Origin of the sequence: Mesorhizobium sp. B4-1-4 (genome assembly GCF_006439395.2) — a bacterium.
GTDB lineage: Bacteria > Pseudomonadota > Alphaproteobacteria > Rhizobiales > Rhizobiaceae > Mesorhizobium.
In genome coordinates this window covers 2,880,208-2,899,011 of the sequence record NZ_CP083950.1, presented here as the reverse complement: position 1 = coordinate 2,899,011, position 18,804 = coordinate 2,880,208, and the positions used below count along the sequence as shown (strand labels likewise).

25 protein-coding genes are annotated in these 18,804 nt (G+C 64.5%); 19 read left to right on the top strand and 6 right to left on the bottom strand.

Features of this window, described 5'->3' with window-relative positions; translation table 11 throughout:
• The first annotated feature begins 24 nt into the window (after window positions 1-24).
• The 5 genes from FJW03_RS14100 to FJW03_RS14080 all read left to right on the top strand — a co-directional run bounded on the left by FJW03_RS14100 (window position 25) and on the right by FJW03_RS14080 (window position 3,880).
• Complete coding sequence (locus FJW03_RS14100) at window positions 25-246, top strand: hypothetical protein (protein WP_140611854.1); 222 nt, start codon at window positions 25-27, stop codon at window positions 244-246.
• 12 nt (window positions 247-258) lie between these two features.
• Window positions 259-723, top strand: a complete 465-nt coding sequence (locus tag FJW03_RS14095) for a DUF1801 domain-containing protein (RefSeq protein ID WP_140767047.1) — start codon at window positions 259-261, stop codon at window positions 721-723.
• Between the two features lie 34 nt (window positions 724-757).
• Complete coding sequence (locus tag FJW03_RS14090) at window positions 758-1,156, top strand: DUF1801 domain-containing protein (RefSeq protein ID WP_140767046.1); 399 nt, start codon at window positions 758-760, stop codon at window positions 1,154-1,156.
• Window positions 1,157-1,566: 410 nt separating this feature from the next.
• A complete protein-coding gene (locus FJW03_RS14085; RefSeq protein WP_140767045.1) occupies window positions 1,567-2,676 on the top strand; it encodes an acyltransferase family protein in 1,110 nt (369 codons plus the stop codon).
• 142 nt (window positions 2,677-2,818) lie between these two features.
• Entirely contained in the window at window positions 2,819-3,880 is a 1,062-nt protein-coding gene (locus FJW03_RS14080) for a diguanylate cyclase domain-containing protein (protein WP_140767044.1), read from the top strand.
• A 270-nt stretch (window positions 3,881-4,150) separates the two neighbouring features.
• Here the strand turns inward: FJW03_RS14080 and FJW03_RS14075 are convergent, their stop codons facing one another.
• Together FJW03_RS14075 and FJW03_RS14070 are read right to left on the bottom strand one after the other, a co-directional pair.
• Window positions 4,151-4,417 (bottom strand): DUF1488 domain-containing protein, encoded by a 267-nt coding sequence (locus tag FJW03_RS14075; RefSeq protein WP_140767043.1) that lies wholly within the window; start codon window positions 4,415-4,417, stop codon window positions 4,151-4,153.
• A gap of 66 nt (window positions 4,418-4,483) precedes the next feature.
• Window positions 4,484-4,717, bottom strand: a complete 234-nt coding sequence (locus FJW03_RS14070; RefSeq protein ID WP_140767057.1) for a hypothetical protein — start codon at window positions 4,715-4,717, stop codon at window positions 4,484-4,486.
• Between the two features lie 272 nt (window positions 4,718-4,989).
• Between FJW03_RS14070 and FJW03_RS14065 the strand changes: the two genes are divergently transcribed.
• The 5 genes from FJW03_RS14065 (at window position 4,990) to FJW03_RS14045 (ending at window position 7,871) form a co-directional block, all read left to right on the top strand.
• Window positions 4,990-5,268, top strand: a complete 279-nt coding sequence (locus tag FJW03_RS14065) for a metal/formaldehyde-sensitive transcriptional repressor (protein WP_140767042.1) — start codon at window positions 4,990-4,992, stop codon at window positions 5,266-5,268.
• An 8-nt stretch (window positions 5,269-5,276) separates the two neighbouring features.
• Entirely contained in the window at window positions 5,277-6,509 is a 1,233-nt protein-coding gene (gene dmeF / locus FJW03_RS14060) for a CDF family Co(II)/Ni(II) efflux transporter DmeF (protein ID WP_140767041.1), read from the top strand.
• Between the two features lie 171 nt (window positions 6,510-6,680).
• Window positions 6,681-6,938: a CopG family ribbon-helix-helix protein gene (locus FJW03_RS14055; protein ID WP_140611895.1), complete on the top strand. Its 258-nt coding sequence runs from the start codon at window positions 6,681-6,683 to the stop codon at window positions 6,936-6,938.
• On the top strand, window positions 6,935-7,243 hold the full coding sequence (locus tag FJW03_RS14050) for a type II toxin-antitoxin system RelE/ParE family toxin (RefSeq protein WP_140611834.1): 309 nt from the start codon (window positions 6,935-6,937) through the stop codon (window positions 7,241-7,243). Before FJW03_RS14055 ends, FJW03_RS14050 begins: the two co-directional genes overlap by 4 nt.
• Before the next feature lie 130 nt (window positions 7,244-7,373).
• Window positions 7,374-7,871 carry a GAF domain-containing protein gene (locus FJW03_RS14045; protein WP_140767040.1) on the top strand — a complete coding sequence of 166 codons (498 nt, stop codon included), beginning with the start codon at window positions 7,374-7,376 and terminating at the stop codon, window positions 7,869-7,871.
• A 7-nt stretch (window positions 7,872-7,878) separates the two neighbouring features.
• On the opposite strand, the gene FJW03_RS14040 is transcribed toward FJW03_RS14045, so the two are convergent.
• The 3 genes from FJW03_RS14040 to FJW03_RS14030 all read right to left on the bottom strand — a co-directional run bounded on the left by FJW03_RS14040 (window position 7,879) and on the right by FJW03_RS14030 (window position 10,624).
• Window positions 7,879-8,943 carry a YeiH family protein gene (locus FJW03_RS14040; protein WP_140767039.1) on the bottom strand — a complete coding sequence of 355 codons (1,065 nt, stop codon included), beginning with the start codon at window positions 8,941-8,943 and terminating at the stop codon, window positions 7,879-7,881.
• A 329-nt stretch (window positions 8,944-9,272) separates the two neighbouring features.
• Window positions 9,273-9,650 carry an ester cyclase gene (locus FJW03_RS14035; RefSeq protein ID WP_181173362.1) on the bottom strand — a complete coding sequence of 126 codons (378 nt, stop codon included), beginning with the start codon at window positions 9,648-9,650 and terminating at the stop codon, window positions 9,273-9,275.
• Between the two features lie 80 nt (window positions 9,651-9,730).
• Entirely contained in the window at window positions 9,731-10,624 is an 894-nt protein-coding gene (locus FJW03_RS14030) for a LysR family transcriptional regulator (RefSeq protein ID WP_140767038.1), read from the bottom strand.
• A 154-nt stretch (window positions 10,625-10,778) separates the two neighbouring features.
• On the opposite strand from FJW03_RS14030, the gene FJW03_RS14025 reads away from it, so the two are divergent.
• The 8 genes from FJW03_RS14025 to FJW03_RS13990 all read left to right on the top strand — a co-directional run bounded on the left by FJW03_RS14025 (window position 10,779) and on the right by FJW03_RS13990 (window position 16,857).
• Complete coding sequence (locus FJW03_RS14025; RefSeq protein ID WP_140611820.1) at window positions 10,779-11,174, top strand: cupin domain-containing protein; 396 nt, start codon at window positions 10,779-10,781, stop codon at window positions 11,172-11,174.
• Window positions 11,171-11,569 (top strand): carboxymuconolactone decarboxylase family protein, encoded by a 399-nt coding sequence (locus tag FJW03_RS14020; protein WP_226890662.1) that lies wholly within the window; start codon window positions 11,171-11,173, stop codon window positions 11,567-11,569. Before FJW03_RS14025 ends, FJW03_RS14020 begins: the two co-directional genes overlap by 4 nt.
• 2 nt (window positions 11,570-11,571) lie before the next feature.
• Window positions 11,572-12,561: an aldo/keto reductase gene (locus tag FJW03_RS14015; RefSeq protein WP_140767037.1), complete on the top strand. Its 990-nt coding sequence runs from the start codon at window positions 11,572-11,574 to the stop codon at window positions 12,559-12,561.
• A 267-nt stretch (window positions 12,562-12,828) separates the two neighbouring features.
• Complete coding sequence (locus FJW03_RS14010) at window positions 12,829-13,293, top strand: GNAT family N-acetyltransferase (RefSeq protein ID WP_140767036.1); 465 nt, start codon at window positions 12,829-12,831, stop codon at window positions 13,291-13,293.
• A 169-nt stretch (window positions 13,294-13,462) separates the two neighbouring features.
• The gene (locus tag FJW03_RS14005; protein WP_140767035.1) at window positions 13,463-14,896 is read left to right on the top strand and encodes an aldehyde dehydrogenase family protein; all 1,434 of its coding nucleotides are present in this window, start codon (window positions 13,463-13,465) and stop codon (window positions 14,894-14,896) included.
• Window positions 14,897-15,281: 385 nt separating this feature from the next.
• Window positions 15,282-15,692 (top strand): MbcA/ParS/Xre antitoxin family protein, encoded by a 411-nt coding sequence (locus tag FJW03_RS14000; protein ID WP_140611808.1) that lies wholly within the window; start codon window positions 15,282-15,284, stop codon window positions 15,690-15,692.
• Entirely contained in the window at window positions 15,686-16,384 is a 699-nt protein-coding gene (locus FJW03_RS13995) for an RES family NAD+ phosphorylase (protein WP_140767129.1), read from the top strand. The genes FJW03_RS14000 and FJW03_RS13995 overlap by 7 nt, the downstream gene beginning before the upstream one ends.
• Complete coding sequence (locus FJW03_RS13990; protein WP_140767130.1) at window positions 16,381-16,857, top strand: DUF6314 family protein; 477 nt, start codon at window positions 16,381-16,383, stop codon at window positions 16,855-16,857. Before FJW03_RS13995 ends, FJW03_RS13990 begins: the two co-directional genes overlap by 4 nt.
• Window positions 16,858-16,921: 64 nt before the next feature.
• Here FJW03_RS13990 and FJW03_RS13985 read toward each other — a convergent pair whose 3' ends face one another.
• Entirely contained in the window at window positions 16,922-17,371 is a 450-nt protein-coding gene (locus FJW03_RS13985; protein WP_140611802.1) for a universal stress protein, read from the bottom strand.
• Window positions 17,372-17,670: 299 nt separating this feature from the next.
• Between FJW03_RS13985 and FJW03_RS13980 the strand changes: the two genes are divergently transcribed.
• Complete coding sequence (locus FJW03_RS13980) at window positions 17,671-18,801, top strand: efflux RND transporter periplasmic adaptor subunit (RefSeq protein WP_140767131.1); 1,131 nt, start codon at window positions 17,671-17,673, stop codon at window positions 18,799-18,801.
• Window positions 18,802-18,804: the final 3 nt, after the last annotated feature.

Genomic DNA, 18,804 nt, shown 5'->3' with positions numbered 1-18,804 from the left:
AGCATGTTTCCAAAGGAGGTCGTCTTGGACTGGAGCAAGTGGATCCGGCAAACGCATCGCTGGTTGTCGATCATCTTTACCGCAACCGTCGCCGCGAACTTCGCCACAATGGCCTTTGGGCAGCCGCCGGCCTGGGTGGTCTATTCGCCACTCCCGCCACTCTTTCTTTTGCTGTTCAGCGGCCTCTATATGTTCGTGCTGCCCTATGTTGCGAAGGGACGCGCCGCGCAGAGGGCCACCGGATAGGAGTGTGAGGGTATGGCGCAGTTGACCAAACCCCAGTCGACCAAACCCCAGTCGACCAATTCCGCCGACGAAGCTCAGCCGAAGCTGCTTTCCGGCGGCAATCCGCAGGTCGCCAAGGGCTATGGCGATGCTCCCGTGCAGGCCTATATCGCGGCCATGCCCGGCTGGAAGCGCGAGATGGGCCAACGTCTCGACGCGCTCGTCGAGCGCGCCGTGCCCGGCGTCCACAAGGCGGTCAAGTGGAACTCGCCGCTCTATGGCATCGAAGGCGAGGGCTGGTTCCTCGGCGTCCATTGCTTCACCAAATACATCAAGGTGGCTTTCTTCCGCGGCCAGTCGCTGGAGCCGGTGCCGCCAGGCGAATCCAAGAGCCGGGACACGCGCTACCTCAACATCCATGAGGACGACCCGCTCGACGAGGCCCAGTTCAGCGCCTGGGTGAAGCAGGCCAGCCAATTGCCTGGCGAACGGATGTGAGCGTTCTATTTATCAGGCGCAAAGGAGAAGCGGCATGACGACCACCGGATCGCAGGAGAGCAAATCCGCCTCTGAACTGATCGATGGCAGGATCAAGGAACTCGGCGACTGGCGCGGCGAGATGCTGGGGCGGCTGCGCGCCCTGATCCGGCAGACCGACCCCGACGTGGTCGAGACGTGGAAATGGCGCGGCGTTCCGGTGTGGGAACATGACGGCATGATCTGCACGGGCGAGACCTACAAGAGCGTCGTCAAGCTGACCTTCGCCAAGGGCGCGGCGCTGCCCGACCCCTCGCGGCTGTTCAACTCCAGCCTCGAAGGCAACACGCGGCGCGCCATCGACTTCCAGCAGGGCGAGGAGATCAACGAGGAAGCTTTCAAGGCACTGGTGCGCGCCGCCATCGCCTTGAACAAATCGAAAGCGCGAAAGTAGTTCTGCCGCGCCATGGGCGATTATGCGTAACGGTCGTCGTCGGCGCTGCCCCTCACCTGCCTGCCGGCATCCTCTCCCCGTATAGGGACGGGGAGAGGGGCGCTCTCGCTGCTGCTTTCGCCAATCACTGGCGTTGCAAGAATGGCGACGAGATCGCGGCCAGCCCCTCTCTCCCCGTTTTACGGGGAGAGATGTCCGGCAGGACAGTGAGGGGCAGCGCCCACGGCCGAGATTGCCGATCATTTCGAGGCCCGAGCGCTCGGCATGTCGGACATGCCGAGTGGCTGCGGCCAATAGGGATTCGCCACCGCGCCGCGAAGACAGGCGCGTTTACGATCTGGGAAGCTTGATGGTGCTAGATATCGCCGGATGATGGCTGGCCGGATTGGCCGGCTCCAGATGGATTCGCCATGAACAGCCCGATGCGCATGCCGTGGGTGGACACGGCCAAAGGCCTTTCGATCATCCTCGTGGTGATGATGTACTCGGCCTACAACACCGGCGAGTACACGGGCGGCGTCGGCTTCCTCCACTATGTCATCGGCTTCGCGACGCCGTTTCGCATGCCGGAATTCTTCCTGATCTCCGGGCTTTTCCTGTCGCAGGTCATCGACCGGCCGTGGCGGCGCTATATCGACCGCCGCGTCGTCCACTATCTCTATTTCTATGTGCTGTGGGCGATCATCTCGATCGGGCTGAAGATCGGCATCTTCAGCCGGGATCCCGGCGGCATGCTGCACGACCTGGCAATGGCTGTCGTCCAGCCCTATGGCGTGCTGTGGTTCATCTACATGCTGGCGGTGTTCGGCCTTACGGCGAAGCTGCTGCGGCAGTTCCGCGTGCCCGCCTGGATCGTCACCCCGATCGCTGCCGCCCTGCAGATGTGGGCGCCGCGCCCAGAGAGCTATGCGGTCGAACAATTCGCGGCCTATTTCGTGTTCTTCTACCTCGGCTTCGTGCTGGCGCCCTTTGTGTTCCGGCTCGTCGAATGGACGCGAGGCCGCCCGACGCTGGCCGTCATCGGCCTGGCCTTGTGGGCGATCGTCAACGGCCTGCTCGTCTATTCACCGGGTTATGCCCTTCAGCCGGTCGGCATGCAGATGGGGCTGGCGGCGTGGCCGCCGTTGCACCTCACCCTGGCCGTCGCCGGCGCGGTGGCGCTTTGCGTGCTTGGCGGCTTCCTGTCCAAATTCCCAGCCATGGAATGGCTGCGGTGGCTCGGCGAACATTCGCTGGTCGTCTATGTCGCCTTCATCATCCCGATGTCGCTCTTCCGCGGCGCGGCGCTGGCAAGCGGCCTCCTGACCGACACAGGCATGCTCAGCCTGGCGGTGCTTCTGGTCTCGACCATCAGCCCGGTCGTTCTCTACTTCATCGTCAAACGCATCGGTTTCGGCATGTTCCTGTTCGAGCGGCCGGGCTGGGCGCATATCGACGGGAGCGCTCGGCAACCGGCACCGAGCGCAGTCGCGCCCAAACCGGCATTGTCCGCCGCCATCGCCCAATCGAGCCCGAAGTAGCCGAGCTCCAAACGGCCCGAAGCGTTGCGGCCGCCTCAGCCGTCCCGGAGTTAGAACTCAGTGAGGTCTCCGAGACCAATTCGCCGTCAGCGAAGTTTTAAGGGCTGTTGCGCCATGGTGGTGGCCCGCCAGGAGCTAAGCCATGTCCAATACGTCATACACTCCCAAAGGCCCGGCATCGCAGCCCGGCAGCCGGGGAGGGCGTGACAGTGCCGGCGAGCGCCGCCGCGATGCCGCCACCATCGCCAGCCTCAAGGCGGAAGTCGCGGCACAGGCCGCACTGATCGCCAGGCAGGAGGTTTCGCTGGCGCACAGCCGCAAGATTTTCGACCGCGCATCGGTCGCCGCGCGCCTCGGCGTGTGGGAGTGCAGCCTGCCCGGCGAACAATTGCACTGGACCGACGTGGTCTATGATCTGTTCGATTTGCCGCGCGGCGCCGCACTCGACCGGAGCGAGATCATCAAGTGCTATCCGGCGGAGTCACGCAAGGCACTGGACAGCCTGCGCAGCCGCGCGATTGTCGAGCGCAGCGGCTTCACCCTCGACGCCGAGATCACCACCTTCGCCGGCCGCAGCCGCTGGATCCGCATCACCGCGACGGTCGAGTGCGAGGACGGCGTGCCGGTGCGTATCTTCGGCATGAAGCAGGACATCACCGAGGAAAAGATATTGTCGGACCGGATGCGCTACCTCGCCGAATTCGATGCCATGACCGGGCTCGCCAATCGCGCCCGCTTCCAGGCGCGGCTCGCGCATGCCGACGAAGACCGTCCGCTCGGCGCGCTGCTTCTGATCGATCTCGACGGCTTCAAGGCCGTCAACGACACGTTCGGCCATGTCGTCGGCGATGAGTGCCTGAAGGCAGCCGCCGAACGGCTTGCCGGCGGCTGCGGCGAGGCGGACCTGGTGGCGCGTGTCGGCGGTGACGAATTCGCGGTGCTGCTTGGCCCGCATCTCGACCGGGGTGCCGTCTCCGGCATGGCGCGCCGCATCGTCGAGGCGATGGGCAGCCCGGTCGCGGTCCGCGGCCAGTCGCTGAGACTGGGCGCTTCGGTCGGCATCGCCTTCGCCGGAACGGACACGCCATGCGACCTGTTCGCACAAGCCGACACCGCGCTCTATGCGGCCAAGGCGGCGGGCCGCAACACGTTCCGCATCTTCAAGGCGGAAGCCGACGTGAAAGGCCGCAGCGTCGCGGCGTGACGGTGGAGCCCGCCCGGAATTGCGTAAAAACAGAGAGTTAGAGCTGTGAATTAGAGCTGCGGCCGACTCGCCGGGCCGCTGTTTCGCTGGCCAATTGTTCGCCTGGCAGACATTTCGCAACGTGCCGACAAAACAGGCCTTCGAGCTTAACTTTTCTGCAAACATTTATCCGCTAGGTCGATCGCCATGGCCTCGTGGCGGAGCGGCTACGCTGGAGACGGCAAATCTCTGAAGCCTCGGTTCGATCCCGAGGCGAGGCCTCCAACATTCTCAGCGGAAATCGTCGGCCGTCAGCACATACAGGCTCTTGCGGGTGCGGTCGTAGGCTTTCGACGCCACGTCCCGGATGGCGCTGCCCTCGGCGTCGAACGTGGCCAGGTAGCCCGCCTCGTTGGCCACGGTCGATGGCTTTATCTTCGACATCGCATCGGCGGCGACGGAAAAGGATATCTGGAACATGCCGTCATGGCCGACGAACCGGATGCGGTTGCCGGCTTCGTCATAGCTGCGGCTGCGATTGGGAAAGGTCAGGCTCATCTTGGCCTCCTGGGCTCTATGCTCCGACGCAATTCCGGGCGGCTTCACACCCTTCTGGAAGTCCTCCTAGGCCTTTTTCACCGCCCGTTTCTTCTTCGGCGCCTGGTTCTCAGCTTCCGCCATCCGATCGGCCTCTTCCTTGGCCAGCCGCAACTGCCTCAGTCTTGCCGTCTTGATCTCCCTGGCGCGCGCTTCGGAGATGTATTCGGCGGTCGCCTTGCTGCGCTCCGCGGTCTTCTTCTGCTTGTCGACAAAACGAGCTTCGGCTTTCGCCATTAGAGTCTGGTTGCCATCAGCCATCGAACAAATCTCCTTCATGCAGAAAAACGCGGAAACGAACTTGTCGGATAAATAGGCGCTCGGCCGATAAAATTCAAATTTTTGAAATATTTGGCGGTCCGCGGATCGCGGCAAAGCGGATGCCGAAATGATATTTTCGAATATTTCGTGCCGGTCGCAAATCATTTTGGCACGCCAGTCCATCAGTCCCGGCATGCCGGGCACCCATGATTGCGAGGGGCGGACTGCTCACCTCATTGTATAGGGTAGGGGGCTATGCTAAGCCGGGCGGCATGACACATACGATCCGGGAAAAGCAGAAGCTTCTGGCGCGCGTGCGCCGCATCAGGGGGCAGGTCGAAGCCATCGAGCGGGCTCTCGACAGCGAGGCCGGCTGCGAGGCGGTCATGCATCTCATCGCCGGCGCGCGCGGCGCAATGACCGGGCTTATGGGCGAGGTGATCGAGGATCATGTGCGCACGCATCTCGTCGATTCCGAGCGCCACCCCGGCGCGCTCAACAGCGAAGCGGTCGAGCAGTTGCTCGATGTCGTCCGCACCTATGTGAAATGAGTTCCGCCATGACCGAAGCCAACAGCGCAGCGGCTTTCCACAGCCATATGTTCCTGGGCGAGGAACACCGGAAGAGCGAAGGCAAGACCTGGGCGGTGATCTGGCTCTGCGCGGCCATGATGGTGGCCGAGATCGTCGGCGGCTTTCTGTTCGGCTCGATCGCCCTTGTCGCAGACGGGCTGCACATGAGCACGCATGCCGGTGCGCTGCTTCTGGCGGCGCTTGCCTATACCTATGCGCGCCGGCATGCCAGCGACCAGCGCTTCACCTTCGGCACCGGCAAGCTCGGCGACCTCGCCGGCTTCACCAGCGCCATCATCCTGGCCATGATCGCATTGCTGATCGGCTACGAATCCGTCATGCGCCTCCATACGCCCGTGGCGATCCATTTCGCCGAGGCCATCCCGGTCGCCTGCCTTGGCCTTGCCGTCAACATTGCCAGCGCATGGCTGCTCGGCGGCGGTCATGATCATGGGCATGGCCACGGTCATGAGCACGCGACCGCGCACGGACATGACGAGAGGCGTCGGATCGCCACGGCGGATGGCGAGGTCGTGCTGGAAGTGTTCGAGGAGGGCGTGCCGCCGCGCTTCCGGCTCCATTCTCAATCGGGCGTGGCGCTTGCTTCGTCGTCCGTCTCGATAGAAACGGTGCGGTCGGATGGTGCCCGGCAGAGCTTCGCCTTCAGGGGTCTGGGCGATGGCCTGGAATCCATCGAGGCGATTCCCGAGCCGCATGCCTTCGAGGCAAATGTCAGGATCGGCGGGCAGACCTATCCGGTCCTGTTCGAGGAACATGAGCATGCGCACGGCAAGGCCACGCATGACAACAACATGCGCGCCGCCGTGATCCATGTCGTCGCCGACGCGGCGGTGTCCGTGCTGGTCATCATCGGCCTGATCCTGGCCCGAGCCTTCGGCTGGCTGTGGATGGACCCGGTTGCCGGCATTGCCGGCGCGGTGGTCATTGCCAGCTGGGCGCTGGGACTGATCCGGGACACCAGCGCCGTCCTGCTCGACATGAACCCCGACCGCGGCATGGCCGAAAGCCTGCGCCGGACCATCGAGAGCGAAGGCGACCAGCTTGCAGACCTGCATCTGTGGCGGCTCGGGCCGGGCCATCTCGGCGCCATCATCTCGGTGGTGACGCGGACGCGCCGGCAACAGGATTACTATCGCAGCCGGCTGGCGCGGTTCCGGTCGTTGTCGCATCTGACGATCGAGGTCCGGAAGGCGGCGTAGGCTTTCAGGCCTTTCGCGAGGCGGCCAGCCGCACGGCGGCTCATCGGTCTGCCATCGTGCGCCAGCGTCATATCGCGCGTCAGCGGCGGATTTCGCCGTCGGTCGGCACAGGTCTGGTTTTCAAAGTCATTTTGCGCCAGTATGTACACAGTTAAACACGAGGCTTTCACTATGACAGCTAGCACCACCATGACGATCCGCGTTACGCCGGAAATCAAGGAAAAACTCGGCCGGCTGGCGACGAACACCCGACGCAGCAAATCCTATCTCGCGGCCGAAGCCGTTTCCGCCTATGTCGAACGAGAACTTTCAATTGTCGACGGGATCAAACGCGGTATGGCTGATGTCGCGGCCGGTCGCGTGGTTCCCCATGATGAAGCGATGGCGGAGCTCCATGCCGTCATCGATGCTGCCAAGGGCAAGGGATGACTCGGCCCGTTCAATGGTCGCGCGAGGCACTGGACGACCTCAAGCAGCAACTTGCCTATATCGCCGCCGACAATCCGGTGGCCGCACGCCGTGTTGCGGATCTTATTCGCGGTGCCGGCACAGCCCTTGGAAAAATGCCGACCGGGCGGCCGGGGCGCGTGTCCGGCAGCTATGAGAAAGTCGTCACCGGCTTGCCATACATCATCGCTTATTCGCTCACCATGCAGGCGGGGCGGGAGTTCATTTCCATCGTTCGGGTAATCCACACGTCGCGCGACTGGCAGCCCGAAGAGTGGCCGGAGTGAACCAGCACTGACATATAAGCGGCACAGTGCGATGACATCAACACAGATCGTGCGTGGCGCTATATGATCCGGTGCTCGTTTGGTGCAGAGTTGCGGAAACGGAACCGCTGATTTCCTACGGAGACAAGCCATGTTTGCGGCCAAGGCCATCGACACCTCGGACAAGCCGGCGTTCTACCGCGATCTGGCGGCGCAGCTGAAGGGGCTGCTCGAGGGCGAGGAGGACTCGATCGCCAACGCCGCCAACACCGCGGCGCTGATCTTCCAGATGGTGCCCGACCTCAACTGGGCCGGCTTCTATTTCCTGGCCTCGGACGAGGAACTGGTGCTGGGGCCGTTCCAGGGCAAGCCGGCCTGCGTGCGCATCGCCGTCGGCAAGGGCGTGTGCGGGACCGCGGTCGAGCTCGGCACATCGATGCTGATCAAGGACGTGCATGATTTCCCCGGCCACATCGCCTGCGACGCCGACTCGCGCTCGGAACTGGTCGTGCTTCTGGAAGACAATGACGGCGTCTTCGGCGTGCTCGATCTCGACAGCCCGACGCCGGGCCGTTTCGACGCCGAAGACCAGGCCGGCATCGAAAAGCTCGCGGCGCTCTATGTCGCGGCGAGCTCGTTCGAGGAGTGACGGCTGCTCAGACCAGCTTCACCAGCATCAGGCTGAAGCAGCCGATGAACAGGAACGCCGAGAAGGCGAGCGCCAGCGGGCGCAGGCCGCGCGAGCGCAGTTGTGAGATGTCGGCCTGCAGGCCCATGGCGGCAAGACCCATGGTGAGCATGATGGTGGTGGCGAGCGCCATCGCCTGCTTCAACTCGACGGGTATGGCGACAAGGCTGTTCAGCGCCACGACGGCGACAAAGGCGGCGACGAACCATGGCATGGGCGGCCGCGCAGCCGACTGGTCGCCGCTGCTCTTGCGGCGTGCCATCAGGCCGAGCGCGATGACCATCGGCGCCAGCATGGCGACGCGGGTGAGCTTGGCGACGGTGGCGATCTCGCCGGACTGGGTGCCGTTCTGGAAGCCGGCGCCGATGACCTGCGCCACCTCATGGATCGAGGCGCCGGCCCAGAGACCGAAGGCGTGCTGGTCGAGGCCAAGCAGCGGCGCCAGCAGCGGGAAGCCGAGCATGGCGACGGTGCCGAACAGCGTGATCGAAGCGACGGCATAGGTGACGTCCTCGTCGCGCGCATCGGTGACGATGTTAATGGCCACGATCGCCGAGGCGCCGCAGATCGAGGTGCCGGCGGCAATCAGCTGCGCCAGCTTGGCGTCGACGCCGATCAGTCGCCCAAGCGTGATGGTGAAGAGGAAGGTGGCGCCAAGGGTCAGCGCGACGATACCAACGCCGCTGGCGCCGATCGCGACGACCTGGCCGAGCGTCAGCTGGAAGCCGAGCAGCACGATGGCGAAGCGCAGCAGGCGCTTTTGCGAGAAGGCGATGCCGGCCTTGGCATGCGCCGGCGTGCCGAGCACGTTGGAGTAGACCATGCCGGCGACGACGGCCAGGATCATCGGGCTGAACAGGGCAAAGCCCGAGACACTGCGCGCCGAGAAGGCGACGGCGGAGATCATCGCCACCAGCACGATGCCGGGGATGATGCCGTTCCAAACCGAATCGAGGCGTTTGCGCCCAGCGGCCAGATCGGCGGAAATCGTGCTTTTCGGAATATCGTTCGCTATGCGGGTCAGGGAAGACAATGCAATTCTCCAGGCGAGTGTACCGGAGAATGTCATTTCACGATCAATCTTTCCAACGAATTATTTTCGTTATAATGATCGATTTTTACGAACGATCTTGGCAATAGCCAAGGCTGGCGCGACCCCTCATCCGCCTGCCGGCACCTTCTCCCCGTATAGGAACGGGGAGAAGGAAACTGGCCACGACCTCGGCGCCCTTCCTGCAACACTGATGGTTGGCGAAATCGCGATGAGAGCGTCCTTCTCCCCGTCACTATATGGGGAGAAGTGCCCGGCAGGGCGATGAGGGGCGGCGCTAATGCTCCGGATCTGGGGCGAACATGCCGAGACTAGAGCTGCGCTTCGATCGCCGCCTTGTCGATGACCGACCAGACGTTCCTGATGCGGTCGTTCAGGAATTCATAGAAGACGTTCTCGCTGAAGGAGACCTTCTTGCCGTTGATGGGCAAGCCGAAGAAGGTTCCCTTCGGGGTGCAGTTGAACTGGAGGCGGCTGGCTATGAAAGGCGGCTCGGAGATCATGAGCTGGACGTCGAAATAGAGGTCCGGAATGTCCCGGAAATCCCGCTCCAGCATCTCGCGATATCCCGACAGCCCGACCCGGTCGCCATTATAGTGCACCTCGTCATGCACGAAGCGATGCAGACTTTGCCAGTCCTGATTGTTGAGGCAGTCGATATAGCCTCGATAGAGGTCGGTCTCGGTCACGTCGATGGCTCCGGGGTTCGTCTCATCATGCTCCGCCAGGAAGATAGAACGACCGCGGGTGCAGTCCAGATGGGCTGCGGCTAGCCCCTGTACCGCAGCGCGTCGACCAGCAGCGAGAAAGCCGGTGTCGCCTGGCGGCGGCTGGGATAATAGAGGTGGTAGCCGGGGAAGGGCGGGCACCAGTCGGCCAGCACCCGCACGAGCCGGCCGTCGGCCAGGTGCGCCGTCACCTCGTCCTCGGGCAGGTAGGCAAGGCCGAAACCGGCCAGCGCCGCATTCATGCGCAGCCCGGCCGTGTTGAAGATCAGCTGGCCCTCGACGCGCACCTTCAGCTCGCGTCCGGCCTTTTCGAACTCCCAGGCATAGAGTCCGCCATAGGTCGGTAGCCGCAGATTGATGCAATTGTGGGCGGTCAGGTCCTGCGGCGCGCGCGGCTTCGGCCGCTTGGCGAAATAGGCCGGCGATCCGACCACCGCCATGCGCATGTCGGGGCTTATGCGCACCGCGATCATGTCGTGCGCCACCTGTTCGCCCAGCCGCACGCCGGCGTCATAGCGCTTGGCGACGATGTCGGTCAGGCCGTAGTCGACGATGATCTCCACCTTGATGTCGGGATAGTCGGGCAGGAATTTTGCCAGTGCCGGCCACAGGATCGTGTCGGCGGAATGCTCGCCAGCGGTGATGCGGATGGTGCCGGCCGGCTTTTCCCGCAACGCGCTCAGGGCGGCGAGCTCCATCTCGATCTCGTCGAGCCTTGGGCCGATGGTGCGGGCCAGGCGTTCGCCGGCTTCGGTGGGCGAGACGCTGCGCGTGGTGCGGGTGAGAAGCCGCACGCCCAGCCGCTCCTCCAGCGCGCGCACCGTGTGGCTGAGCGCGGATTGCGAAACGCCGAGCTTGGCCGCCGCCCTGGTGAAGCTCCTTTCCCGCGCGACGGCGAGGAAAGCGGTCAGCTCGTTCATGTTATCGCGCGGCATTCATGAATCCTCCTCATAAGTACATGCCGTATATAGCAGCTAATCCGGGCCAATCGCACGCGCTAGATTAAGACCATCGCAACGGGCGGCCCGAAGCCGGCGGCCCGCGGACCCGGCGGCAATGTCCCGACCGGCATCGAGAAGGAATGAAATCATGGAAATCAAGCGAAGCGGCTCGCAAGCCTCGGCGAAAGGCCCGGCGGAGTATTTCACCGGATCGGTGCGCATCGATGCTCCCTTCCAGGGCAGCGATCCCGCCCGCGTCGGCGGCGCCACGGTCACCTTCGAGCCCGGCGCGCGCACCGCCTGGCATACGCATCCGCTCGGCCAGACGCTGATCGTCCTGTCCGGCGCCGGCCTGGTGCAGCGCGAAGGTGGGCCGATCGAGCAGATCCGCCCCGGCGACATCGTCTGGTTCGCGCCCGGCGAGAAGCACTGGCATGGCGCGGCGCCGGCCACGGCGATGAGCCACATCGCCATTGCCGAGGCGCTCGACGGCAAGGCCGTCGACTGGATGGAGCATGTCACCGACACGCAGTACGGGGCTTGACAGAAGCCATCGGCACCACGCCCGAACCCGACGATCCAACGAAGGAGACCATCATGACCTATGCACAGGCGGCTCCCAAAGGGCCGTTCTCCGACATCGCTCCGGCGCTCGGCAGATACACCGACGAAGTGCTGTTCGGCGATGTCTGGAAGCGCCCCGGCCTTTCGCCGCGCGACCGCAGCCTCGTCACAATTGCCTGCCTGATCTCGGGCTACCGGATCAACGAGATGCCGTTCCACATGAAGCGGGCGCTCGAGAACGGCCTGACCCGGGACGAGCTCATCGAAACCATCACCCATCTCGCCTTCTATGCCGGCTGGCCGCCGGCAAGCACCGCGATCGGCATAGCCCGCAAGGTTCTTGAGCAAGCCGAGGCCGAGAAGAAAGGACAGTGACAATGCAAAAACGCACACTTGGAAAGGGCGGCCTGGAAGTTTCGGCCATCGGGCTCGGCTGCATGGGCATGAGCCAGTCATACGGGCAGCCGATGGCGACGCCGGACGCCGTCCGTCTGATCCGCTCCGCGTTCGAGCGCGGCGTCACCTTTTTCGACACCGCGGAGGTCTATGGGCCGTTCAAGAACGAGGAGGTCGTCGGTGAGGCGCTTCAGCCAATCCGCGACCAGGTGGTGATCGCCACCAAATTCGGCATCGACATCGCCGCCACGGCCGGACACGAGGGCATGGACAGCCGGCCGCAGCATATTCGCGACGTCGTCGAGGCTTCGCTCAAGCGGCTGAGGACCGACCGCATCGATCTTCTCTATCAGCACCGTGTCGATCCGGTCGTGCCGATCGAAGAGGTGGCGGGCACGGTGAAGGACCTGATCGGCCAAGGCAAGGTGAAGCATTTCGGCCTCTCCGAGGCGGGCGTACGCACCATCCGTCGCGCCCATGCGGTGCAGCCGGTCGCCGCGCTTCAAAGCGAGTATTCGCTGTCGTGGCGCGAACCCGAGGAGGCGATCCTGCCTGTCCTCGAAGAACTGGGCATCGGCTTCGTGCCCTTCAGCCCCCTGGGCAAGGGGTTCCTGACCGGCGCCATCGACGCCAATACGAGGTTCGACAGCAGCGATTTCCGCAACACCGTCCCGCGGTTCGCGGAGGAGGCCAGGAAGGCAAATCAGGCACTGGTCGATGCTATCGCCGCGATCGCGGCGGAGAAGAAGGTGACCCCGGCACAGGTCGCGCTTGCCTGGTTGCTGGCGCAGAAACCGTGGATCGTTCCGATCCCCGGGACGACCAAGCTCAGTCGCCTCGAGGAGAACATCGGATCATCCGCTGTCGCGCTGACGGCGGGCGATCTCGCCAATATCGAAAGCGCGGTCTCGGCGATTGCCGTGCAGGGAGAGCGCTATTCCCCGCAACAGCAGGCGAGAATCGATCGCTGAAGCGCAACGCGGGTTACCCGCGGACTATCTCTTTCGCCCGGACGGCGGTATTCGCCATGAGCCGGTATTGACGTCCCGCGCTTCGTGCTCCAGCTTGGCGCTATGATTGCTTTCGCGTCCGCCAGCACCCGACGCCGCTGCCGCACAATGCGGAGCGGGGCGCTGACCATGCGACGACGAACACCGGCAGAATAAAGTCCGGTTCGTTCGTTTCCAGCCCCGCCACCTGAACAGGTCGGCGGGGTTTTTGATGTCTGGAGTGTTGAGATGACAAACAAGTCCATCCGGTTTCGGCCGGCCGAACCCGCTGACGCCGCCGCCATCCGCGACATCGTGCGGGCCGCCTATGCCAAATGGGTGCCGGTGATCGGCCGCGAGCCGCTGCCGATGCGCGCCGATTACGACAAGGCTGTCGCCGAGCATCCGTTCGATCTCGCCGTCGAGGCGGATCGCATTGTCGGCATGATCGAAACCATGCTGGCCGGCGATCACCTCTGGATCGAGAATGTCTGCGTTTGGCCGCAGGCACAGGGCAGGGGCATTGGCGGGCTGTTGCTGCAGCGGGCCGAGCAGAAGGCGCTCGAAGCGGACCGCCCCGAGCTTCGCCTGCTGACCAATGGCGCCTTCGAAGCCAATGTGTCGCTTTACAAGAGGCATGGCTATGCGATCGACCGCGAGGAGCCGTTCATGAACGGAACGACGGTCTATATGAGTAAGAGGCTGGCAGGCTGAAGCGGGCGGCCGTTCGTCCCGATTGCCTGGCTCAATGACTCTGGTTCAATGACTGGGCTCGCTGGCTCAACCAGTTCGGGGATTGCGTTTGACAGCGCCGTTTGCGCATCGTTATTGCAAGCCCCATATCACGGCCGGAACGGCCATGCGGCGCACCCAGGAGAAAACCATGTCACACAATCTGCAATTCTATATCGATGGCGCATGGGTCGATCCGGTAGTGCCCAGGACGCTCGATGTCGTCGATCCGTCGAACGAGGACGTCTTCGCGCAGATCTCGCTCGGCTCCAAAGCCGATGTCGACGAGGCGGTGGCCGCCGCCAAGCGCGCCTTCAACACGTATGGCTTCACCTCGGTGGAAGAGCGGCTGGATATCCTCAACCGCGTCATCGAGGTCTACAAGAAGCGCAGCAAGGACCTGGCGCTTGCCGTGTCGCGCGAGATGGGCGCGCCCCGCCAGATGGCGCTCGACAGCCAGGTCGGCGTCGGCCAGGCGCATCTGGAAAAGATGGCCGAGGTGCTGAAGAGCTTCCAGTTCCGCCACGTCAAGGGGTCGTCGCTTATCGTCAAGGAACCGATCGGCGTCGTCGGCCTGATCACGCCGTGGAACTGGCCGCTGAACCAGATCACCTGCAAGGTCGGCCCAGCACTTGCCGCCGGCTGCACCATGGTGCTGAAGCCCTCGGAAATCGCGCCGCTCGACGCCATCATCTTCGCCGAGATCCTCGACGAAGCCGGCGTGCCGAAGGGTGTGTTTAACCTCGTCAATGGCGACGGACCGGGCGTCGGCCAGGCGCTGTCCAGCCACCCCGACGTCGACATGATGTCGTTCACCGGTTCCACCCGCGCCGGCATCCTGGTGGCCAAGGCCGCCGCCGACACCGTCAAGCGCGTGCATCAGGAGCTTGGCGGCAAGTCGGCCAACATCCTGTTCCCCGATGTCGACCTCGCCAAGGCTGTCACCAAGGGCGTCGCCGGCTGCTTCGGCAATAGCGGCCAGTCCTGCAACGCGCCGACACGCATGTTCGTGCCGCGCGACCGTCATGACGAGGCCGCCGGCTATGCCAAGGCCGCCGCGGAGAAGTTCACCGTCGGTCCGGCCGACGGCGCCGACACCAAGCTCGGCCCGGTCGTCAGCCAGGCCCAGTTCGACAAGATCCAGGACCTGATCCAGGCCGGTATCGACGAAGGTGCGACGCTGGTGGCAGGCGGCCCCGGCCGCCCGGCCGAACTCAACCGCGGCTACTTCGTCAGGCCGACCGTGTTCGCCGACGTCACCCACGACATGCGTATCGCGCGCGAGGAGATCTTCGGGCCGGTGCTGGCGATCCTGCCCTATGACACGGTCGAACAGGCGGTCGAGCAGGCCAACGACACCGTCTACGGCCTTGCCTCCTACATCCAGGCCAAGGACATCCAGAAGGCGCGTGACGTGGCCGCACGCATGCGCTCGGGCAATGTCTACATCAACTACCCGACCTGGGACGCCGGCCTGCCCTTCGGCGGCTACAAGCAGTCCGGCAACGGCCGCGAATACGCCGAATACGGCCTGGAGGATTTCCTCGAGATCAAGGGCATCGCGGGCTATGAGGCGGCTGAGTAGGCCTGGCTGGGACGACTGCGGCGGCAAACACCAAGGTTGGCGCCGCCCCTCAGCTGCCTGCCGGCGTTCGTTGCTCGAAAAGCCAAGCAGTTGGCTTTTCGTCCGCTGCGCGGACCACGCCTCACCTCCCCGTATAGTGACGGGGAGAAGGACGCTAGGCCGATGATTTCGCCAATCGCCGGTGTGGCAGGAAAAGGCGCCGAGGCTGCAACTGCCCCTTCTCCCCGTCACTATACGGGAGAAGTGCCCGGCAGGGCGATGAGGGGCGGCGCCGGCTTTGGTCATTGACGGCCTCCCATTGCAAGGCTTGCTCCCGCCGCTTTGGGGACCACTCCTTGCCAATTGGCAGACGTATGCTATATATCTGCCAATCGGGAGCAGGAAAATGCAGCTTCAGTCCATCGTCACCACACCGGCCACGGTCGGGTCCGCCATTTCGGATGAAGAGGCGGGCGCGTTGGCGCGCACCACGGTCAACCTGTTCAAGGCGTGGAACCTGACCGACCTCGAGGCCTGCATCCTGCTTGGCGGCATGTCGGCGCGCACCTGGGCGCGGTGGAAGGAGGGCGGCATAGGGCGGATCGACCGCGACTTGCGCACCCGCATGGCCCATCTGATGGGCATCCACAAGGGCCTGCGCTATCTCTTCACCGAACCGGCGCGCGGCTATGCCTGGATCCGAAAGCCGAACGCCACTTTCGGCGGGCAGTCGGCGCTCGACCTGATGCTGCGCGGTGAAATCTCTGACCTTGCCGCCATGCGCGAATGGCTCGACGCGGAGCGTGGTGCATGGTGAGTGGGCTCGCGGTCCGGCGCCGCGTCCACTGGCCCCAGACTTTTCGGATCATCCGCTCCATCCATCCGCCGATCGACCTCTTCGAGGACATCGCCGATCCGCGCGACTGGGAGGCGCTGGCCGCCGTCGAGGAGAAGACCAATCCGCGCATAAGGCTCGAGATCGGCGATCTCGGCAAGGTGGCGGCGGCGAGGCGTGTATCCGGGCCCGGCGCCAGCTTCGTCATGGCGCCCTTCGTGCATTGTTCCACCCTGCGGCCCGGACGGTTTTCGGATGGCAGCTATGGCATCTACTATGCCGGCGACAGCGAGGATGTGGCGCTGGCCGAGACCATCCACCACCATCAGAACTTCATGCGCGCCACCAACGAGGATCCGGGCTGGACGGCTGACTTTCGCGTGCTGGTCGGCGGCGTCGATCGCGAGCTCGATGACGTCAACGCGGTGCCCGGCGTGCTCGACCCCGACGACTACACCGCCTCGCAGGCGGAAGGGCGGGCGCTGCGGGCAGCGGGCAGCGACGGGCTGGTGTGGAACAGCGTGCGCATGCTGGACGGGCAATGCATCGGCATCTTCTGGCCCGACGTCATCCCCGTGCCGGTACAGGGCCGGCACTACAGCTACCACTGGGACGGCGCCCGCGTGGATTTCGTGCGCCAGCACGATACGGGCATGGTGCTGGCGGTGACATGATGGGCTACGGCGCCGCACAAGCATGGTTGCCGATCCCGGCTGATCCGATCGAGCGGGGAGACAGTCTGGTCGGCGACTGGAAAGTCAGCCGCACAATGATCGATTACCTGACCGGCGCGACCTACCGGTTCACCGGCGAGGTCATCGTGACGCAAGACGCCTTCATCGAGCACGGCACCATGCGGGTGGACTCGCAGGAAATGCCTGCAAGCCGACGCTACCGGCTCGAGCCGGGCGAGGGGGTGACGCGCATCCTGCACGCCGATGGCCGCGACTTCATTGAACTGGAGGCGAAAGCGGCGCAAACCGTCCGGCATCTGTGTGGCGCCGATCTCTATTCTGGGCGCTTCTTCTTTCGCGGGCAGGGCGATTGGGCCGAGGTCTGGCGCGTCAAGGGGCCACGCAAGAACTATGCGAGCCTTGGGCGGTTTTGGCGCGTCGGCGATGCGGCTTGGGCATCATACAGCCCGTGAGGCCGGCGCTTGCAAAAGTCGCGAGGCCGTCCTCACCCTGGCGATCGGCATCCCGCCATTCGGATCAGCGCACCACGAGCACCGGGATCTCGGTGTAGGAGAGCACTTCCGCCGTCTGGCTGCCCAGAAGCAGCCTGCCCAGTCCGCGGCGGCCATGCGAGGCCATGACGATCAGGTCGCAGCCCAGGGCCTGTGACAGTTCCAGGATCGCTTCGGCGGGCCTTTTATCCTCGACATGGACAACCTCGGCGGAGACGCCGGCCGCATCGGCTGAAGCCTTGCACTTGTCGAGAACCTCCTTGCCGTATTTGCGCGCTTCCTCCTGGAAGACCGCCAATTCATCGCCCGCCGCATAGCCGGCCATGGCGCCGCCCCAGGCGAAGATCGGGAATTGTTCCGAGACGGTGACGAAGGTGACGGTGGCGCCGACGCCCTTGGCCAGCGTGAGGCCGTGGGCGACGCCCTTGCCGGCCAGTGCCGATCCGTCGGTGGCGATGAGCAGATGTTTGTACATGATGATCTGACCTGTTGTGCAAGGGCCGATGCCCCTGGGGTGGCGGGAGCCCGAAAAGGGCTGATCCTGATATAGGCGCGCCGCTGAGGACCTTACAGGGCCAGCGCGATGCGGATCAGGGCCAGGCGAGGGCATCCCGAAGCGCGTGGACATCAACTCCACGACCTTACGGATCGGTAAGGCGACGGCGATACGCCGGTAAGGTCGGCCCCGCAAGATGGCGGTCACGGGACTGTGGGTTGCCAGGGAACTCGCCGCATGTCCATCGTGGACATCCAACTGGATCGACGAGACCGAGCATGACCGCCGACCGCCGCAAGGCCTTCCGAACCCTTGGGGCCAGTGCCTTAGGCTTTCTGATCCTGAGTATGGGAAGCGGGCCGGCAGTGGTTTCCGCCCTGGCGGCGGGCGCCGCCATTCCCGTTGTCGCCGATGTGGCGCGCCGGACCGATGTTCCGGTGTTCCTCCTCGGACTAGGCTCCGTCGCGCCGCTGCGCACGGTGACCGTGACCAGCCGGATCGACGGCCAGCTGGTCAAGCTCGACTTCACCGATGGTCAGGATGTGCATGCCGGCGACCTGCTTGCCGAGATCGACCCGGAGCCCCTGCAGGCGGCGCTCGGGCAGGCGCAGGCCACCAAGACGCGGGACGACGTGTCGCTGGCCAATGCCAGGCTCGACCTCGCCCGGGCGCAGACCCTGACCACCAAGGGCGTCGGCTCCACACAGGTGCTGGACACGGCAAAGGCGACCGTGGCGCAGCTCGAGGCGACCGACAAGGTCGACCAGGCCGCCATCGACATCGCGCAGATCCAGCTCGGCTTCACCCAAATACGCTCGCCGCTGGATGGACGGGTTGGCATCCACATGGTCGACGCTGGCAACATCGTCCGTGCCAGCGATACGGGCGGCATCGTCCGCATCAGCCAGATCCACCCGATCGCGGTGGATTTCTCGCTTCCGTCCGACGCCCTTCCGCGCATCCAGGCCGTGATGAAGGCAGGCAACGCCGCCGTGGTCGCGCAGGACAATGGCGGCCAGCAACTGGCCTCCGGCCGGCTGAGCGTTGTCGACAACCAGATCAACGGCGCCACCGCGACGATCAGGATACGCGCCGTCTTCGACAATGCCGACGACCGGCTGTGGCCGGGACAATTCGTCAATGTCCGCGTCCAGGCGGATCTGCGGCGCGGGGTGGTCACCGTCCCGGTGACGGCGATTGTGCGCGGTCCCGAGGGGACGTATGTTTTCGTCGTCGGCAAGGACAGGCACATCGTCAAACGGCCTGTGACGGTAGCGTATTCGAATGCCGAGCTGGCAGTTGTCGGGAAGGACGTCCAGCCCGGCGATACCGTCGTCACCGACGGCCAATACCGCATCCAGGAGGGAGATGTGGTCGACGTCACCGGCCCGGCCCAGGCGGCGAACTAGCTC

Excerpts from the sequence above, each read along its gene's own strand:
- FJW03_RS14095 (WP_140767047.1), top strand. The coding sequence starts at position 259 with ATGGCGCAGTTGACCAAACCCCAGTCGACCAAACCCCAGTCGACCAAT.
- FJW03_RS14090 (WP_140767046.1), top strand. The coding sequence starts at position 758 with ATGACGACCACCGGATCGCAGGAGAGCAAATCCGCCTCTGAACTGATC.
- FJW03_RS14085 (WP_140767045.1), top strand. The coding sequence starts at position 1,567 with ATGAACAGCCCGATGCGCATGCCGTGGGTGGACACGGCCAAAGGCCTT.
- FJW03_RS14080 (WP_140767044.1), top strand. The coding sequence starts at position 2,819 with ATGTCCAATACGTCATACACTCCCAAAGGCCCGGCATCGCAGCCCGGC.
- FJW03_RS14075 (WP_140767043.1), bottom strand. The coding sequence starts at position 4,417 with ATGAGCCTGACCTTTCCCAATCGCAGCCGCAGCTATGACGAAGCCGGC.
- FJW03_RS14070 (WP_140767057.1), bottom strand. The coding sequence starts at position 4,717 with ATGGCTGATGGCAACCAGACTCTAATGGCGAAAGCCGAAGCTCGTTTT.
- FJW03_RS14065 (WP_140767042.1), top strand. The coding sequence starts at position 4,990 with ATGACACATACGATCCGGGAAAAGCAGAAGCTTCTGGCGCGCGTGCGC.
- dmeF (WP_140767041.1), top strand. The coding sequence starts at position 5,277 with ATGACCGAAGCCAACAGCGCAGCGGCTTTCCACAGCCATATGTTCCTG.
- FJW03_RS14055 (WP_140611895.1), top strand. The coding sequence starts at position 6,681 with ATGACAGCTAGCACCACCATGACGATCCGCGTTACGCCGGAAATCAAG.
- FJW03_RS14050 (WP_140611834.1), top strand. The coding sequence starts at position 6,935 with ATGACTCGGCCCGTTCAATGGTCGCGCGAGGCACTGGACGACCTCAAG.
- FJW03_RS14045 (WP_140767040.1), top strand. The coding sequence starts at position 7,374 with ATGTTTGCGGCCAAGGCCATCGACACCTCGGACAAGCCGGCGTTCTAC.
- FJW03_RS14030 (WP_140767038.1), bottom strand. The coding sequence starts at position 10,624 with ATGCCGCGCGATAACATGAACGAGCTGACCGCTTTCCTCGCCGTCGCG.
- FJW03_RS14025 (WP_140611820.1), top strand. The coding sequence starts at position 10,779 with ATGGAAATCAAGCGAAGCGGCTCGCAAGCCTCGGCGAAAGGCCCGGCG.
- FJW03_RS14015 (WP_140767037.1), top strand. The coding sequence starts at position 11,572 with ATGCAAAAACGCACACTTGGAAAGGGCGGCCTGGAAGTTTCGGCCATC.
- FJW03_RS14010 (WP_140767036.1), top strand. The coding sequence starts at position 12,829 with ATGACAAACAAGTCCATCCGGTTTCGGCCGGCCGAACCCGCTGACGCC.
- FJW03_RS14005 (WP_140767035.1), top strand. The coding sequence starts at position 13,463 with ATGTCACACAATCTGCAATTCTATATCGATGGCGCATGGGTCGATCCG.
- FJW03_RS14000 (WP_140611808.1), top strand. The coding sequence starts at position 15,282 with ATGCAGCTTCAGTCCATCGTCACCACACCGGCCACGGTCGGGTCCGCC.
- FJW03_RS13995 (WP_140767129.1), top strand. The coding sequence starts at position 15,686 with ATGGTGAGTGGGCTCGCGGTCCGGCGCCGCGTCCACTGGCCCCAGACT.
- FJW03_RS13990 (WP_140767130.1), top strand. The coding sequence starts at position 16,381 with ATGATGGGCTACGGCGCCGCACAAGCATGGTTGCCGATCCCGGCTGAT.
- FJW03_RS13985 (WP_140611802.1), bottom strand. The coding sequence starts at position 17,371 with ATGTACAAACATCTGCTCATCGCCACCGACGGATCGGCACTGGCCGGC.
- FJW03_RS13980 (WP_140767131.1), top strand. The coding sequence starts at position 17,671 with ATGACCGCCGACCGCCGCAAGGCCTTCCGAACCCTTGGGGCCAGTGCC.